General features: G+C 58.4%; 18 protein-coding genes. 6 read left to right on the forward strand and 12 right to left on the reverse strand.

Annotated elements, in window-relative coordinates; all coding sequences use genetic code 11:
- Positions 1-212 precede the first annotated feature (212 nt).
- The 4 genes from BLW08_RS10505 to BLW08_RS23635 all read right to left on the reverse strand — a co-directional run bounded on the left by BLW08_RS10505 (position 213) and on the right by BLW08_RS23635 (position 4,516).
- Positions 213-2,381: an FG-GAP-like repeat-containing protein gene (locus tag BLW08_RS10505; protein ID WP_175538647.1), complete on the reverse strand. Its 2,169-nt coding sequence runs from the start codon at positions 2,379-2,381 to the stop codon at positions 213-215.
- Between the two features lie 627 nt (positions 2,382-3,008).
- A complete protein-coding gene (locus tag BLW08_RS10510; RefSeq protein ID WP_091324938.1) occupies positions 3,009-3,506 on the reverse strand; it encodes a barstar family protein in 498 nt (165 codons plus the stop codon).
- Between the two features lie 223 nt (positions 3,507-3,729).
- A complete protein-coding gene (locus tag BLW08_RS10515) occupies positions 3,730-4,086 on the reverse strand; it encodes a DUF6984 family protein (RefSeq protein WP_091324940.1) in 357 nt (118 codons plus the stop codon).
- A gap of 82 nt (positions 4,087-4,168) precedes the next feature.
- Positions 4,169-4,516, reverse strand: a complete 348-nt coding sequence (locus BLW08_RS23635) for a hypothetical protein (RefSeq protein WP_139244873.1) — start codon at positions 4,514-4,516, stop codon at positions 4,169-4,171.
- Positions 4,517-4,779: 263 nt separating this feature from the next.
- On the opposite strand from BLW08_RS23635, the gene BLW08_RS10525 reads away from it, so the two are divergent.
- From BLW08_RS10525 to BLW08_RS10535, 3 genes are all read left to right on the forward strand, one after another.
- A complete protein-coding gene (locus BLW08_RS10525; protein WP_254779816.1) occupies positions 4,780-5,181 on the forward strand; it encodes a DUF7878 domain-containing protein in 402 nt (133 codons plus the stop codon).
- Between the two features lie 144 nt (positions 5,182-5,325).
- Positions 5,326-5,742, forward strand: coding sequence for a hypothetical protein (locus BLW08_RS10530; RefSeq protein ID WP_091324943.1), 417 nt, complete (start codon positions 5,326-5,328; stop codon positions 5,740-5,742).
- A gap of 48 nt (positions 5,743-5,790) precedes the next feature.
- Positions 5,791-6,261, forward strand: a complete 471-nt coding sequence (locus tag BLW08_RS10535; protein ID WP_091324945.1) for a hypothetical protein — start codon at positions 5,791-5,793, stop codon at positions 6,259-6,261.
- Between the two features lie 554 nt (positions 6,262-6,815).
- Here the strand turns inward: BLW08_RS10535 and BLW08_RS10540 are convergent.
- The 4 genes from BLW08_RS10540 to BLW08_RS10555 form a co-directional block, all read right to left on the reverse strand.
- A complete protein-coding gene (locus tag BLW08_RS10540; protein WP_139244874.1) occupies positions 6,816-7,496 on the reverse strand; it encodes an ASCH domain-containing protein in 681 nt (226 codons plus the stop codon).
- Positions 7,497-7,579: 83 nt separating this feature from the next.
- Positions 7,580-8,428 carry a hypothetical protein gene (locus tag BLW08_RS10545; RefSeq protein WP_139244875.1) on the reverse strand — a complete coding sequence of 283 codons (849 nt, stop codon included), beginning with the start codon at positions 8,426-8,428 and terminating at the stop codon, positions 7,580-7,582.
- 379 nt (positions 8,429-8,807) lie between these two features.
- Positions 8,808-9,098 carry a hypothetical protein gene (locus tag BLW08_RS10550; protein ID WP_091324949.1) on the reverse strand — a complete coding sequence of 97 codons (291 nt, stop codon included), beginning with the start codon at positions 9,096-9,098 and terminating at the stop codon, positions 8,808-8,810.
- 100 nt (positions 9,099-9,198) lie between these two features.
- Positions 9,199-9,963 (reverse strand): hypothetical protein, encoded by a 765-nt coding sequence (locus BLW08_RS10555; RefSeq protein ID WP_139244876.1) that lies wholly within the window; start codon positions 9,961-9,963, stop codon positions 9,199-9,201.
- Between the two features lie 254 nt (positions 9,964-10,217).
- Here BLW08_RS10555 and BLW08_RS10560 point away from each other — a divergent pair, with 254 nt between their 5' ends.
- The 3 genes from BLW08_RS10560 (at position 10,218) to BLW08_RS10570 (ending at position 11,603) form a co-directional block, all read left to right on the forward strand.
- Positions 10,218-10,577 (forward strand): DUF6984 family protein, encoded by a 360-nt coding sequence (locus tag BLW08_RS10560; RefSeq protein ID WP_091324952.1) that lies wholly within the window; start codon positions 10,218-10,220, stop codon positions 10,575-10,577.
- 215 nt (positions 10,578-10,792) lie between these two features.
- Positions 10,793-11,110 carry a hypothetical protein gene (locus BLW08_RS10565; RefSeq protein WP_091324954.1) on the forward strand — a complete coding sequence of 106 codons (318 nt, stop codon included), beginning with the start codon at positions 10,793-10,795 and terminating at the stop codon, positions 11,108-11,110.
- Positions 11,111-11,204: 94 nt separating this feature from the next.
- On the forward strand, positions 11,205-11,603 hold the full coding sequence (locus BLW08_RS10570; protein WP_091324955.1) for a hypothetical protein: 399 nt from the start codon (positions 11,205-11,207) through the stop codon (positions 11,601-11,603).
- Positions 11,604-11,771: 168 nt separating this feature from the next.
- Here the strand turns inward: BLW08_RS10570 and BLW08_RS10575 are convergent, their stop codons facing one another.
- From BLW08_RS10575 to BLW08_RS23840, 4 genes are all read right to left on the reverse strand, one after another.
- Positions 11,772-12,128 (reverse strand): DUF6984 family protein, encoded by a 357-nt coding sequence (locus BLW08_RS10575; RefSeq protein WP_091324957.1) that lies wholly within the window; start codon positions 12,126-12,128, stop codon positions 11,772-11,774.
- Positions 12,129-12,274: 146 nt separating this feature from the next.
- Complete coding sequence (locus BLW08_RS10580) at positions 12,275-13,480, reverse strand: hypothetical protein (RefSeq protein WP_091324959.1); 1,206 nt, start codon at positions 13,478-13,480, stop codon at positions 12,275-12,277.
- Between the two features lie 364 nt (positions 13,481-13,844).
- Positions 13,845-14,327, reverse strand: coding sequence for a hypothetical protein (locus BLW08_RS10585; RefSeq protein ID WP_254779817.1), 483 nt, complete (start codon positions 14,325-14,327; stop codon positions 13,845-13,847).
- Positions 14,299-14,505 carry a hypothetical protein gene (locus BLW08_RS23840; RefSeq protein WP_175538649.1) on the reverse strand — a complete coding sequence of 69 codons (207 nt, stop codon included), beginning with the start codon at positions 14,503-14,505 and terminating at the stop codon, positions 14,299-14,301. The genes BLW08_RS10585 and BLW08_RS23840 overlap by 29 nt, the downstream gene beginning before the upstream one ends.
- Positions 14,506-14,510: the final 5 nt, after the last annotated feature.

Consider the following 14,510-nt stretch of genomic DNA (forward strand, 5'->3'; position numbering starts at 1 on the left):
GCTGCCTCGATGAGCTCCCTCTTGGGCGTTTTTCGTGGTCCTGTTACGTGCCGGAGACTCGGTGGATCAGGGGGTGCCTTGGGGTTGACCGGGAAGGGACCAGCGATGGGGTCAACCTGTTCCACGCGTGGGCTTCGGCTGGAAGCGAAGCATTCTCTTTCGGGGAGGCGGACGGCACGTGATGTGTTCGTGGCCGGTTCAATTTAGGGCGGTTAGATGATCAGGTTCATGGTATTCCAGCCGGAGCCGACCATGGTGCGGGGTAGCCAGCCAGCGGGGCCGTTGCTCGGGTAGAGCCACAGGAATCCTGTGGCGTCACGGGCCAGGAGGTCCACGTAGCCGTCGCCGTTGAAGTCGCCGGGCCCGATGATAGCGGTCATGTCGTTCCAGCCCGTGCCCACCTGGGTGGGACCGGAGTAGTAGGGCCACGGGCCGCCGTTGTAATAAGTCATCGCCCCTTGGTAGAGGCGAAGGCCGCCGTTGCCGTCGCGGGCCAGAAGGTCGGGGTAGCCGTCTCGGTTGAAGTCGCCTGGCCCTATCACGGCGGTCATGATGTTCCAGCCCGACCCAACATCGGTCCTGGCGAGCCAGCTGCCTTTCCCGTTGCTGGGATAGAGCCAAAGTACGCCTCTTGAATCGCGGGTGACGAGGTCTGCGTTTCCGTCCAGGTTCAGGTCTCCTGCTGCGGTGATGGCCGACATGTTGTTCCATCCTTGGCCTATCTGGACCCGCGGGAACCAGCCGCCATGGCCGTTGCCGGGGTAGAGCCACAACGCTCCGGTGGTGTCGCTGGCTATCACGTCCGGTTTACCGTCGCCGTTGAAGTCACCGGGGGCCACTATCGATGCCATTTCGTTCCAGCCCTGGCCAACCCGGGCCCGTGCCAGCCAGCCACCGCCGCCGTCCCCGGGGTAAAGCCATAGGATTCCGTTCGCGTCGCGTGAGAGAACGTCGGGTTTACCGTCGCCGTTGAAGTCGTGGGTGATCGGCGCTGCCTTGATGGTGACGGTGAATACCGGACTCGTTGCGTCGGGGCTGTAACCATTGCTGGCTGAAATACTGAAAGTGAAGGTACCGGGCTTCGTCGGGATTCCGTAGAGGCCCCCACCAGCTGAGAGAGACAAGCCCGGCGGTAGGGAGCCGCTGGCTAGTTTGAATTGCGGAGTCAGCGAACCGGCAGCAGTAAACCCAGAGGAGTAGTACGTGCCGACGGTGCCATTCGCCTGGGGTTTACCCGAGGTCAGTGTCGGGGGGACGTTCTTACCGTCGATAACAACTATCCCGCTGGTGTTTTGACCACTATCGGCGGTCACTGGGATGTCGCTGACATAGATCTTGTTTCGCTTCGTGTCCACGGCCATGGGGCCGGGAATGCGGAAACCCTGCAGGAGTCCCGAAGCGTTGGTTGTGCCGTCGAAAACTCTGACGGCCTGCTTGTATTGGTTGCCGACGTAGACCTTGTTGGTGGCCTCATTCACGGCCATGTAGAACGGCGAGTCCCCTGCTGGAGAAGTCACGAAAGTGTTGGAGCTGGCATCCAAGACAATCATGGTTGGGGTCGGGGTGTGATCCAGAACATAGACCTTGTTGTTGCTGCGGTTTATCACCAGTTGCATGGGATAGCTGTTAGCGCCTAGTGGGATGGTTGTGATCGATTTGGTCGCGCCATCCAAGGCTACGATCGTCCCTGCTGAAGGGCAGGTGGCATAGACCTTGTTCGTGGCGTCGTTAATTGCCAAACCGTAGACTCCGGTACTACAGATAGGGATGGTGGTGGTAACGGCGTTGGTGGCCCCGTCCAGCACGATCAGTTGAGTGCCATCACGGCTGACACCATAGATCTTGTTTGTCTTCGCGTTGACAGCGAAAGTGGAGCTGGCAACCGGGAGAGGCGTCGCTGCGTTGGTGGCGCCGTCAATAACAGTAATGCCGCTGGCGCCGGCAGTTGAGACGTAGACCTTGTTGGTTAGCTTGTTTGCCGTAATGGCATCAGGATTACCTGGGAGCGGCACTGTCGTGGTGGTACCGGTGGCACCGTCGATGACGCTCACAGAGGAAGAACCGCTGTTCGAAACGTAGATCTTATTCGTGACCTCATTGATGGCCAGTTCGCGGGGGTACCTTCCGACCGGAATGGTCGTAACGGATTTCGAGGCACCGTCTATTACCGTCACGGTCCCAAGGGTTTCGTTAGTGCCGTAGAGCTTGTTCGTCGTTTCGTTCATGGCCAGGGCATGTGGCAACAGGCCAGTCTGAATACGATCCGCGACCGTGTCCGCGTGCGCGGGCAAAGCAGCGACGCTGACGAGAAGGACCGAGGCCATGGCAGCAGCCGCGAGCATGGCATAAATCCGGTAACCGAAGATACGGAACAACGGCATAGAAAAACCTCGAGGAGCCAACGGCTCAACCCCCAAAATCCAGTTCGCGACCATCGCGTCAACCAGCGAATTCTATAGCTACCGGTCTGCGCATCGTTAGCGGGAACCAAAATATTCCAATCGGAAGGATAAAGAGAACCGTGAAGCGCCAAGGGAGCTGACGGTCCTGCTTTCTGATTCAGCGCCTGAAATCGCCGGCGAGCCATAAATCAGCGCACAGGTTGCCCGGAACTTTCCAGCGTGGCGCCTCAAACATCCCCGGTGGCATAACAGCGGCCGAAAGAGCATCAGCCATCACGAGAAGACAAGACCGGCACGCCCGGAAGCCGGTGGCTCTCCGGACACTCTTCAAGTGTCCCGGTGAAGGATCTTTTACCGGACACGAAAGTAAGTCGATCCAGATTCCTGGGCGGACGTCTCGTTCGGCGGTGGCCAAAGAGCCACGGCTCATTCCGAGGGCACGGCAATTGTATGAGCTCATAAACGGCTTCGCTCCTGTCAGCTTGGGGCGCCATGTGGGCACCTCTTTCTACGAGCGACCGTCAACCCAAACGGCTGAGTGCTGTCATAGCCGCTTTGGAAGTGAGAGGAACGCCCACGAGACGGCTGATCGCGTGGCACAGCCGCTCAGGAATGGACGACTACATCGACACGACCAATACCTGGCTGGGTCCAGGGTAGCTGGCCAGCCCCGTCCATGAACTCATTGGCGTCTGCCAAAGCAGTCTTCAGGCGTTCGCCTTTCTCCTCGATTGCGACGATGAAGGGGATGTCCTCCTGAGTGCGCCACCGATCGAGAATATTTGGAAACAATGACACGAAGTCACCCGCGATGGGTGAGGAGTCGTCAGCCCCGCGGACGAGTATCAAGTAACCTCGCGAGCTCCCGAACCATTCAAGGTCCGAAATCAGTGATATCGCGGCGTCAAGTCCCCGAGTCGGGAAGGGGTACATGAACTCCCGTGCGAGGTACTGGCAGAGCGCTTCGACGTCCGCGAGTCCCGCCAGGTCATGTTCGAAAACCATCATCCCGTGCGAGCGAGCATCAGCCTTGAGCTGATCCCGAAGCGAAGCGGTAACACCCAGATGAACTGCGAACTTTTTGCCAATCTCGTCAATTTCCATGGGCTTCCCTGATCGACACTGGTGGATACAAGTCAACTTGGAGTGTGCCATACCGGGCAAGAAGCCTCTCTTCCCATAATCGGGTCCCACTCGCTTGGCAGGCTAACGCTGCAAGTCGATCCTTGACCGGTGTCCCGGTGAAGGATCCCTTACCGGGCGGTTTGAAGTTGGTCGACCGAAAGCGGCTCGGCTGCCTGTTCTTCCGGGCGTGTAAGCCCCGTGACTAGTTACCGCTTGGCGGGCCGTCTCGGACTTCGGTCTCATCCTGCGGCAGCCGCAATCGCGGCGTGAAGTCGACTTTCCAACTATCGAGCTCAAAGAGGTCCTCGTCCCGGTCTACGAACAACGCCAGCGCGACGGGCACTCCGTCCAGGTCCTTGAACCATCCTTCCGCGACAGTTCGTCCATAGCGGGGATGGTTCTTGCCGGAAACGAAGCGAAGGCTGCCCATTCCTCCGTCATCCATGTCGCATACTCTCAGCGCGCTCAGATTAACAGGTCCGCCGTTCCAATCGTTTGCCCGCTTCAAAAGCACCGACAGTATCAAGGCCTCGCCGTCTTCTAGTTGCCGCTCCGTCATTTGAAGATCCTATTGCTCCGCTAGGGCATGTCCGATGAACGACCGTCCGCAAGACGATCCCCAACCGAACGCAAGACGGCTTTTATGTACGTAGAAGTGTGTCGTGGACCGTCACATGCTCGCCGACCCTCACGATCAGCTCGCCGGCCATTCCTTCCCAGCGGGACCAGACGTGGAACTCAATGACCCCGCGTTCGTCTCGGACACTGACCTTCACCGGGGTCTCTCGTTCAAGAACAAGGCGCACTTCGTCACCGTTGAGCCAGCGGATGCTCGCTGACCCAGCGATCTCGTCCCAGGTAAGCGTTACGGTGCTTCCGTCGTTCGCCCACGCGACCAGAGAGACCACCCCAGGCTGATCGGACGGCTCGACCCCAACCCCGATATCATTCAGGTCTTCAAGCCTTGGAACTTCAAGCTGCGCGCTCATAACCACATGCTGCCATACCAGCCAGCCACAATGACCGGGCCAGCTGCACGCTGGAGGATCCTTCACCGGGCGCTGGCCGGCTTCTACCTTCCACAGGTGTGACAACATGTGTTCGTGTACTTCCAGCGCTTCCGAGACGATGACAGCACCGCAGGCGCGTGGAGAGTTGAATGCGCCGGGGCCTCCGGCCATCTATCGTGCGAGAGAATCCAGAGCCGAATTTCGTACCCGTGGATTCAGACGGTGACGTGGCAACGATGAGAATGACTTACGCAAACTTAGACGCTGACAACATCGGAGGAACCAGCCAAGCTGACTACTTGGTTGGTATTGATGCCGATTTCACCGTCTCGGAAGGGTCGGTGCTGCTCTATCGAGAGCAAGCCTTTCCCGTAGTCGAACTAGCTCGCAGCCTGGTCGTCTGGCTCAACGCCAACCCTCGAGGCGACTTCGTGTTCGACTCGATGTCCTTCGAAGAGGTGGGGACGGTTTCACTGAAACGAGCGTCATCGGGATGGCTGATGGAGTCAGTATTCAGTCCTGGTGTTGTCAGCAATCCACTCGATTGGGCGGATGTTGAGCATGGGTGCAAGGAATTTTTGGACCAAATCGAATTCGATCTTTTGTCGTTGGGACTTGACCCTGCTGACGTGATCCATCGTTGAATCAACTTCGTCACCAACGAGATCCGCCCTCGCTGAGAAGGTGCCCCCGTAAGGGATCGCCTTACGTGTGCTCTGCTGTGCACCCAGCGCTACAGTTGACCGGACCGCGCGATTCATCGGACATGGCGGGTAGGGAGGCCGACGTTGGGAAGGTACTTTGAGCATGAAGTTCTTAGGGGCTTCTACCTGGAAGACAGCTGGGTATTGGACATCAACGCAAGCCGAGGGCAGCTTGTCATCACCGCGGAGTTCGTACTGACCGAGGAACACCCCTCTCATGCCCCGGCACGCCCCGGAGAGCAATACTGCTACCGCAAGGGGGTGCTGGTGTTCGATGGTGTAACAGATTTGACCTGGACTGGTCAGCTCAGTTCCCGGCCTTCGCGTGACCCTGACGGCTCAGTTGACTACGGCAATATCGACTCGCTCATCATCGAGGGAGACCACTACACCGTTGAAGGGGACCTCGGGAAAATCGACCTCCACGCTGCATCCATCCGCGTGGCACTGGTCTCGGACGGCACTATCCTCACGTCGCACGGCGCCGCTGCTGACCTCTAGCACGCGTCCGGTGAAGGATCGGCTAAAGACAGAGCGAAAATGAAACCAATGATCTCCAGATTCGTGGCGAACGGCAGGGTGTTCTCAATCGTCCAGACACCGACATCTGATATTCGGCGGACGGAACTGACCATCACTTTGCGCGGGGCCCATGGTTGGGACTTCGTGGTGCCTGGCTGGCGAGATGTATCTTTCGGCATCAGCGGTGAGATTGCCTATGTATGGTCGGCAAGAAGCATAATCGTTCTGCCTTCACATAAGGATGCAGACCCAAAAGTTATCCCCTTTGATGAGGAAGACATCATCGTGGTTTTCGTTGCTGGACCATGTTGGTTACTAGTGTGCGAAACCTCCGTGTGGCTGATTGGGCCGGATGGGGAAAAAGGCCAGGCTCACTTCAGAGAAGTAGTTGAGGAAGCATCCTTTGATGGCCACATCGTAGTTGTCAGGGACGTCGACTCTGCGGAATACCGCTTTGAAGTATCCGCGACCAATTTGGTCGAGATCATCGATTCGTAACGACTCTGCGATTGCAGTACGGCAGCCGGGAGTGACTCGTTAGCGCCCGGAGCTCCTAGAAGCGCGGTGTCCGGTGAAGGATCCTCCTACGGACACGCGTTCCTTATAAGGCAGGGGTGTTCGCTCCAGCCCGCCAGCATCGTTTCCCCCGCGCCGCGTCACTGGACTTCCTCGACTTCGTCCCCCAATTCCGACAAACCTCGTACCAGCATGAAAGTGTCGAAGGTTCCAAAGGAAGTCAGATTTGGTTCAATCCCGATGGACCAAATCGCGTCGCATTCAACACAGAGCTGAAAGAGTTCGCCCGTCTTTACAAGACGGTATGGTTTGACCCAGTCTTGCCCGCATCTTGGGCAAACTATGTCGTGGCTCACGGGAACGGGAACGCTGTCACTACAGTCGTCCGGATTAGGATCCCTTCACCTGTTCGGCGGCCAACGCCGCTTCGCTTTCGCATTGCTACAACATACCTGCATGCAGGGTCGCCCCAAGCCGGGGCCAGCCTCCAAAAGTCAGATTTTGGACACTATCCCGAACGTCCGTTAGTCGATCCTTTACCGTGCAGCCTGGACGCGGAATGAGACACGCGACAGCACGGCGTCTTCGGGCATCAATGGGTAGTGAGATTTCAATCCTCGTACGTGCTCAGCGTCGAGATCCTGCAACCTCGTCTGCTCGACAGAGATGATCTCTCCCTCCACATGCGCGGATTCGGGATGGTCCTCGAAAACGAACGTCGCTGGCCCGGCAGTTACTGGTTCATCCCAGCGAATAGTTGTGGTCTTCTCACCGGACAGTACGGCGTCGTGATACCGCTTATTAAACCGGAAGATACGGCGCCCCCGGGCGTCCGGGTAGAAGTAAGTGTCGGGCAGGAGCTTCAGGACCGGCCGAACAACTGGGCCCGATTCGGAGGGCACAGCGATGAGGATGTCTGGATGATGGTCAAGTAGAACTTGCCGGCATCGACCGCATGGAGGGATCAGGCCCCGCCCTCGGTCACCAGCTGCGGCGATGGTCAGAAGCTGCTTTGCTCCCGCTGCGGCCGCGACTCCCAGGGCGACGAGTTCGGCGCACGGGCCGCCGTTGAAGTGGTAGACATTCACTGCTTGGTGAATACGTCCATCTACATCCATCACCGCTGCCGCAACGGTGTGATTGTCGTTGTCTCCGAGGCTGCGCGCCAAGGCTTCGGCAGCATCAATGACCCGGCGCTCAGTTTCAAGGGGTTCCACAACGGACCACGCTAACAGGCGCTGTCTTTGTCCTGTTTATGGATCCCTTACCGGGCATCTTGATGGAGCACCTTGTACTGAATTCAGGGGCTATCCGTTGCGGACATCGCCGCTTCGATGACGGCATGGAATTCAGGGCTGACGTGGATGGATAGGTTGCCGTCCTCAGCGAGCTGTGTCAATTGCTCGTAGCCTGTCCCGTTCCACCAGTAGACATGAGGACTCACCGGACCAGGAGCATCGCCGTATCCCAAGGCCGTGAACCGGACCATGCCATCGAGCGCTGCAATTACGCTATCGCCTTCGATGAAGTGCCACACCAACTGATGGCGGTTTGGAACGCTCATCAGCCAACCGAAGTCCTTGCTTGGGTATTGTCCCGTGAGTTCGGCAGCAAGCCCGGGCAGCAGAATGGACTTCCCCGCTGTGTACACGGAATCTCCTAGCAACGCTGTGAACGAGCCGTCACCCTGCGTTGGAACAGTATGGATCTGCTCGTCGTTGAGGGCACGAAGGTTAGCAATGCCCTGTGCGCGGAGGGCCTCCCAGCCGCCGAACGTGGTCGCATGATCCCGATTGAATACAGCCACTGTTTCCGGAAGGTCGAGTGCCAGCATTTCGACGACACCTGGAGCGAATTGGCTGTGAGGATAGTGGTCGAGGTTTGGAATGCTTGCTTCGTCATAAAGACGCGCATACGTCCGGCGGGACACCTCATCCGGTGTGAACTCGTCAAAAGGGTCCGCCGCCTCGAAGCTCGCCAAAACCCGCTGAAGATGTAGGCGGATGATGTCGCGCCACTGAGACTCCGGTCCGTTGTGACACGACGCGGCAACATTCCAGAATCCATAGCCGCGTCCAGCAGCATCAGTGGCGTGGTCCGAGTGAATCTGCACCTCGTAACCCAGCTCGGCGAAGACTTCGCGCGCCATCGTCCGAAACTCTTGAGCTTCAGAGACTGTGAAGAAGGTCAGATCCTCATCGGCCACTTCTTGCCGGGAGGGTTTCTTTTTGAAGAGGCCCACAAAGTCTCGCTTTCGTCGTGGCAGATGGTGAGGTCATTCGTTGAGCTGGAACTCGTCCCCGGATTCTGGGAAGACTACTACAACAGAGAACCCGTTCTTCATCGGAATTCCAGCATTTCGCCGGTTGCCGAATAACCGCCTAAAGACAAACGCCAATGCCACCCTTGATTGAAGGACGGGACTTCCCAGAGAATCGACCTCTCCTGAGGTGAACGTGAACATCTGCCCAGGAGCCGGTAGCTCTCCCTGCACTCCAAGCGCCCGTTACGGGATGGGTCAGCGTGCTCTAACCGTACGTTTGTTGAGCCCAGAAAGGCCAAGATCCGGCGTCCGCGTCCAGATCGATGCCTTGCAGGCGGATAAGACAAACGTCGCCCGGGGATCGCGTAGTTGCCCAGAGGCTGTACGATCGGCCTTTGGCTTGGGTGGGTATCCATTTGAGTACCTCGTGAAGGTCTGCTCCTGAAAGCTCCCACTCTTCTTTAGCTCCGCCATCGTCAGCCCAGAAGTACACCCTGTAGGTCGGATCATCGACCTGCGTGGTCTGATCCCGCGGATCAATGAGTTCTGTTCGCATCTACCGACCGTACTCCGAGACGCAGCACCTGGTGTCCCGCATGCCGATCCCTTACCGGCCGGCCGTTGCCGGCGGTCTGGGATAGCAGGGTCAAGGGTCTTCACCAGATGTCCCAGACCACGCCCGCGAACCATTCCGCTGTACCAGACTGGGAGTCCTCGTCGCCCAGGGGTTCCAGGACGCACAGCAGTGCTCGGGCGAACCTTGTGCCTGGATTGGTGGGATGCCTGTGCGTCTCGCATCCGTCCAGGTAGTTCCAACATTTGCCTTTGGCCGTCTCCAGAGTCTCGGGGATTCCCCTTCCCAGCAACCAGTACGCTTCTGCTGTGGCCAAGACAGGCTGCAGCTCAAGAGGCGACGGTAGTTCTCTGATGTGATGGAGCAGCACCAGCATCAAGCCCTTCCATCTGTCTATTCCTTGGGCGGACGCGACCTGCTCGCCCGCGGATTGCAGTTCCTGTGAAGTCATCGGCCCGTTCAGGGCAGGCATGCCGGGGTGCATTTGGCAGCCGGCGATCTTGTCTAGTTCTTCCTTGACCGTCTCGGCGGCATCGGGGTCACCGTCGTAATAGTCCTCCCAGAATCCGGGCACAAGCCATGTATGCGGTGCGAGTTTGAGCACACCGCCGTCCCCAAGTCTGGCCTCCCAGCTTTCCGGAATTGCTCCGTCAATGGTCATAACGGCTCTGGAATCAACCCAAGCCAGGCTCCTTTGATCGTCTACAAGAAGCTGTATCTCTACCCGCCCGCTGGGATATGCCAGTAGGGAGGTCACCGTATATTCGGTGTCGAGTTCGAGCCAACCGCTACCTTCGAGAGACAGGTCTTCGACCAAGGAGGCGGCCTGTGTATAGATGACCTTCACGGGTTTGACCGAACTGCGGCTGGTTCTTGACGGGCGAGCCGTGGGATGGAATGGGGTATTTTCCACCAATGTTGGCCCGGGACTACTTCTTCCGGACCGGACGGGTCCTCTCTATACGTCCTTCGAGGTGACCATTTCTTCGACATTCTGACAGTGTATGGCTGACCCACCCCGCGTCCGGTGAAGGATCGGCTTACGGACGGGTCGTTCACTGGACGCACGCCCTGGTGAGACCTGAGTATTAGGATCATCAAATGAAGGAGCGGCGGCTAGAAGAGGACGAGGTCTTGATCCTCACCGTTCTGCTGGGTCGAGAACTAGATTGGGACCGGCAGCCTGTCGATCTTCGGGCAGTTCGGGTCTCTGACATGGATGACGGGGGCATGGGAAGCCTCCGATTCGCTTCGGGCACCCTGGATCCGGTGTTCGGGAGAACGGTCGCCGAAGGTTGGTTCATGGATGACGACGGCCTGCCCGTCATGCTCTGGTTAAACCTGGACCAGAACGACGACCTTTTTGAGCTCGACAGCTGGAAAGTAGATTCGTCTCCTCGCAGGAGACTGCCCCGTGACAGATCTGAAGTACTCGATGGAGACCCTCACGCCGCGTACTAGGGGCAAGCAGCTAAGTGGGCTTCACTCAAGGGTCGGACTTAATAGACGATCGCCCGGTGAAGGATCCCTTACCGGGCAGCTGGAGAGGTGCCCGCTTTGGGGACACAGGAAGGCCGTCAACGCCGATTCCGCAATGCCCGTACACTTTCCCGAGGGGTGGGGACAACTGCCCGAGATAAGAGAATGGGTGAGCTGCGGTGGCACTATTGAAGGCAATGAACGGGTCCCGCGAGACATGGGAGGATCCCTCCGAGGACGCCCTGTTTTTCCTGCTCGAGGACATCGAGCAGGGACACAAAAAATTCCTGGTCATCGAGCGCATAGCTGACACAACCCGCCAGACGTATATCCAGTCCATCCGCAATGACGCTGGAGAGTTTGTAGTGGAATTCCGCGACGGTAGCCCAGACCAGCACTTCGGCACCGTGGTCGCTGACATGCGCGCCGCTCATGACCTCATCACGGCGTGGTCCTTTGGCAGGGATGGCTGGCGCGAGGCGGCCGACTGGAGCCATATTCCGTTCGATGAATGAGTTGGATGCGCCGCAGCAAGCTCTGATGAGCCTCCGCAGGCCATGACCCAAAAGGCCTTGATAAGGTGTGTTCTTTCGCTAAAAAGGAACCTACATGGGCATTTTCGAGACATCCGTTTACAAAGCGGGGTCGTGGTCCGGGAACGAAGAGTCGAATGACTGGCTGTTTCGGATTTCGGTACATGACAGCGACATAGCTACGATCGACTACCGTTCCGATGAGGGAGCCTCGGGCCGGTTCTATTTGGGCTTTCAGCCGCGGGACTATTTCGATAATCCGGATGCCAGCGAGCCCGTGGACCTAGTGGCCGTTTCGAACAGCTTTTCCTCCTGGGCTTCCAGAGAGGTTGGTACTACTGTCTCCCCGGAAGAACTGAGGGCATTCATGGCCTCTGAAGCCGTTGAAGAACCAGACGACATATTCGTGGAGGACACCGTCGTCCGGCTTCTTGAGCGGCTCGGAATCCCTCTGCCGAATTGGCTGGAGGACTGACCTGGGCAGACGATCGACAATGTGGGGAGTGAGCGAGGCTCAAAAGGTGGGGTGGCGCTGGCGACCGACTGAAACGGCGCCGTAAGCCGATCCCTTACCGGGCGGATTGAAATTGGTCGACCGAAAGCGGCCCGGCTGCCTGTTCTTCCGGGCGTGTAAGCCCCGTGACTAGTTACCGCTTGGCGGGCCGTCTCGGACTTCGGTCTCATCCTGCGGCAGCCGCAATCGCGGCGTGAAGTCGACTTTCCAACTATCGAGCTCAAAGAGGTCCTCGTCCCGGTCTACGAACAACGCCAGCGCGACGGGCACTCCGTCCAGGTCCTTGAACCATCCTTCCGCGACAGTTCGTCCATAGCGGGGATGGTTCTTGCCGGAAACGAAGCCAAGGCTGCCCATTCCTCCGTCATCCATGTCGCATACTCTCAGCGCGCTCAGATCAACAGGTCCGCCGTTCCAATCGTTTGCCCGCTTCAAAAGCACCGACAGTATCAAGGCCTCGCCGTCTTCTAGTTGCCGCTCCGTCATTTGAAGATCCTATTGCTCCGCTAGGGCATGTCCGATGAACGACCGCCCGGTAAGGGATCCCTCACCGTACGCGCGTCTGAGTTGCCTCGACGGTCTAGTTACTGGATTGGTGCCGGGCCTTGGGTCTGAATCGCAGTTGGGCCGACTCATGGCGCCCTCAGTGGGGACGGTATGGTGGCAGCTACCGGCTGCTGGGGAAGGCAGAAGTCATAGGGTGCGGTGAGGTCTTCGGGCAACCAACTGGAGGTAGGCCCTGGGAGTAGGGCCATGATTTCATCGCGGTTGAGGGGTTTGTCGCCGTAGCTGTGAAACAACGCCCCGTGCGCCTCCTCGACGTTGCCCGTCATGTGAGGCCTGACAAGTTCAGCGTAGAGTGGACCGAAATAGCTCCACCAGACGGGGTGCGCAGGAAGCCCCCGCCACATGCCCCGAGTCCATTGGTTCGAAGCCTCCTCGGCCTGCTTTACCTTTTCGGCGGTCACGTGGCTTCGTGTAATTTCGGCGCTTGCAAAGAAGACCTCTAGGCGTTCTGCAAGTGCCAGGAAGAACGGTCTCAGCCGGGACACTGTGCCTGCATCCGCACCTCCATAAGCTGACAGGCTCAGAGATATGGTTCCGACGTTCATTGGCGCCGCATCCACGTCGTCGACGAGCTTCGAGAATCCGAGGTTCTGCACAAAGCCCGAGCCCGTTGCCCGCAGCCACGGCATCACGTTGGACTGCAGCGCCTCCAGAAACGATGCGTCGTCGTCCGGGTGCTCCCAAGGCGTTCTGCCGAGACCTCGTTGGTAATTGCTGGGCAGGGCTTGCGGAAGATGCTCCCGGCACACGTCTAAGTACTTTTGCCCCAGCAAAGCAGGGTCCTCGTGCTGAACGAAGTACCACTGTGCGGTGACAGAGTTGAGGTAATCCCCGGGTGCCAGATGCTCGTAGAACTCTTCGTAAGCGGTGAGCGGCGGCGCCTTTGGCTCCGGCCACGTCCCGTCGGTCTGCGCATCTATGGCCACCCCGCTGACAGCCTTGGCCAGCTTTTTCGCGAAAGCCCAGGCATGGGGGATTTCCGTTGCAGGACCGCCGCCCTCGACGCTGATGTCGTACCGGTACCTAATGCCGCGGATGACGACGCTTGCTTGGCGTTCGTCAATGTCCTCCCCACTGTCAGGGTAAGGACCCTCGACTGTGAAACTATAGTTCCGTCGAGTGCCACGGTGGACCAAAAAGCCCCAGGTCTGTGCATCCGAAGGCCCGCTTTCAGCAAGGTCGAAGCTCAGCCCGCGAATGTTGCTGATGCGCGTAGCGACGTCGTCGTGGCTGAGCGCCTCTGAACCGTAAACAAAGAAATCGTAGGACACCGGCTCAGCATAGCTTTGCTGCCAGTTGGAAGTCTGGCGTTACCACATCCTTGGTTTTGAACACTCTTGGTCAGACACTTGCCCGGATCCGTATGTCGCATACGAAGTCGGCTATATTGGGCGCCCGTTAGCCGGTCCTTCACGGTCCGCGTTTCACTCCGGAGAAGCTCCTAGCCAAATCCCCGTAACTTCGGGGCCATTCGGATTCCCGTAAGACCCGCCCGCAAAACTGCCCGGTGAAGGTGCCCTAAACGCTACACGTCCCCTTTGAAAGTAGCGGTGCTCTTCGAGTTGGCCCCACCATGTGTATTCATTGCGAAACTACTGCGACGAGAGTTGAAAGCCACCCGCCGTTATCTGCCAATCACTTGCGGGCGTGGGCGAGGATGGACGCGGCTGTGAACTCGGGGTCCGGCGTGGAGATCAGCCAGGTGCGGCTGGGGGTCTCCAGGACGATGGCCGGACCGCCGACCAGCAGCCCCCACGTTCTCTGGCCCAAGTACCGGACGCCGAAACCTTCGATCATCGAACTGGATGGTGCAGGGGCGGCATCAACGATGTCCTGCAGCGGGATCGTCTTGGAGTAGAACGGTCGGCATCTGACCGTCAGGTTCTGATCTGTGGCTTCAATAGTCACCGTGATGCGAAGTACTGAGACTGTCAGGAGGGCAATGACCGCAACCAGGCCTGCGCTGACTAGAAGTACACCGCTGGGAATGGCGGTCACGATGACGAAGACGCAAGCCAGTCCCATGACGCTGGCGATGACCTTCTGCGAGCCGCGACTGATCCCAGCTTCTGAAATCAGTCTTGAAACTTTAGCGCCGCCCAAGATCGTGTATCTCACGCAAGGAACTCCTTTGCGCACGTTTCGACTGCACGAGCCTTTCGACATACAAAACAGCCGCAACTACAACGAGGCCGATCAGCAGGGCATAAATAGCGCCCACCGGCCGCATCAATGAAGCGTACGTCCCGAATCCGAACACGAAGATCAGCAGACTGCGTCTGGTTTTGGTGCTCACGAATT

Origin of the sequence: Arthrobacter sp. cf158 (genome assembly GCF_900106835.1) — a bacterium.
Lineage (GTDB): Bacteria > Actinomycetota > Actinomycetes > Actinomycetales > Micrococcaceae > Arthrobacter.

Coding starts and splice junctions, on each gene's coding strand:
- BLW08_RS23635 (WP_139244873.1), bottom strand. CDS start 4,516: ATGAGCGCGCAGCTTGAAGTTCCAAGGCTTGAAGACCTGAATGATATC.
- BLW08_RS10535 (WP_091324945.1), top strand. CDS start 5,791: ATGATCTCCAGATTCGTGGCGAACGGCAGGGTGTTCTCAATCGTCCAG.
- BLW08_RS10510 (WP_091324938.1), bottom strand. CDS start 3,506: ATGGAAATTGACGAGATTGGCAAAAAGTTCGCAGTTCATCTGGGTGTT.
- BLW08_RS10545 (WP_139244875.1), bottom strand. CDS start 8,428: ATGGCGCGCGAAGTCTTCGCCGAGCTGGGTTACGAGGTGCAGATTCAC.
- BLW08_RS10560 (WP_091324952.1), top strand. CDS start 10,218: ATGAAGGAGCGGCGGCTAGAAGAGGACGAGGTCTTGATCCTCACCGTT.
- BLW08_RS10570 (WP_091324955.1), top strand. CDS start 11,205: ATGGGCATTTTCGAGACATCCGTTTACAAAGCGGGGTCGTGGTCCGGG.
- BLW08_RS10575 (WP_091324957.1), bottom strand. CDS start 12,128: ATGACGGAGCGGCAACTAGAAGACGGCGAGGCCTTGATACTGTCGGTG.
- BLW08_RS10505 (WP_175538647.1), bottom strand. CDS start 2,381: ATGCCGTTGTTCCGTATCTTCGGTTACCGGATTTATGCCATGCTCGCG.
- BLW08_RS10525 (WP_254779816.1), top strand. CDS start 4,780: ATGACTTACGCAAACTTAGACGCTGACAACATCGGAGGAACCAGCCAA.
- BLW08_RS10515 (WP_091324940.1), bottom strand. CDS start 4,086: ATGACGGAGCGGCAACTAGAAGACGGCGAGGCCTTGATACTGTCGGTG.
- BLW08_RS10550 (WP_091324949.1), bottom strand. CDS start 9,098: ATGCGAACAGAACTCATTGATCCGCGGGATCAGACCACGCAGGTCGAT.
- BLW08_RS10565 (WP_091324954.1), top strand. CDS start 10,793: ATGAACGGGTCCCGCGAGACATGGGAGGATCCCTCCGAGGACGCCCTG.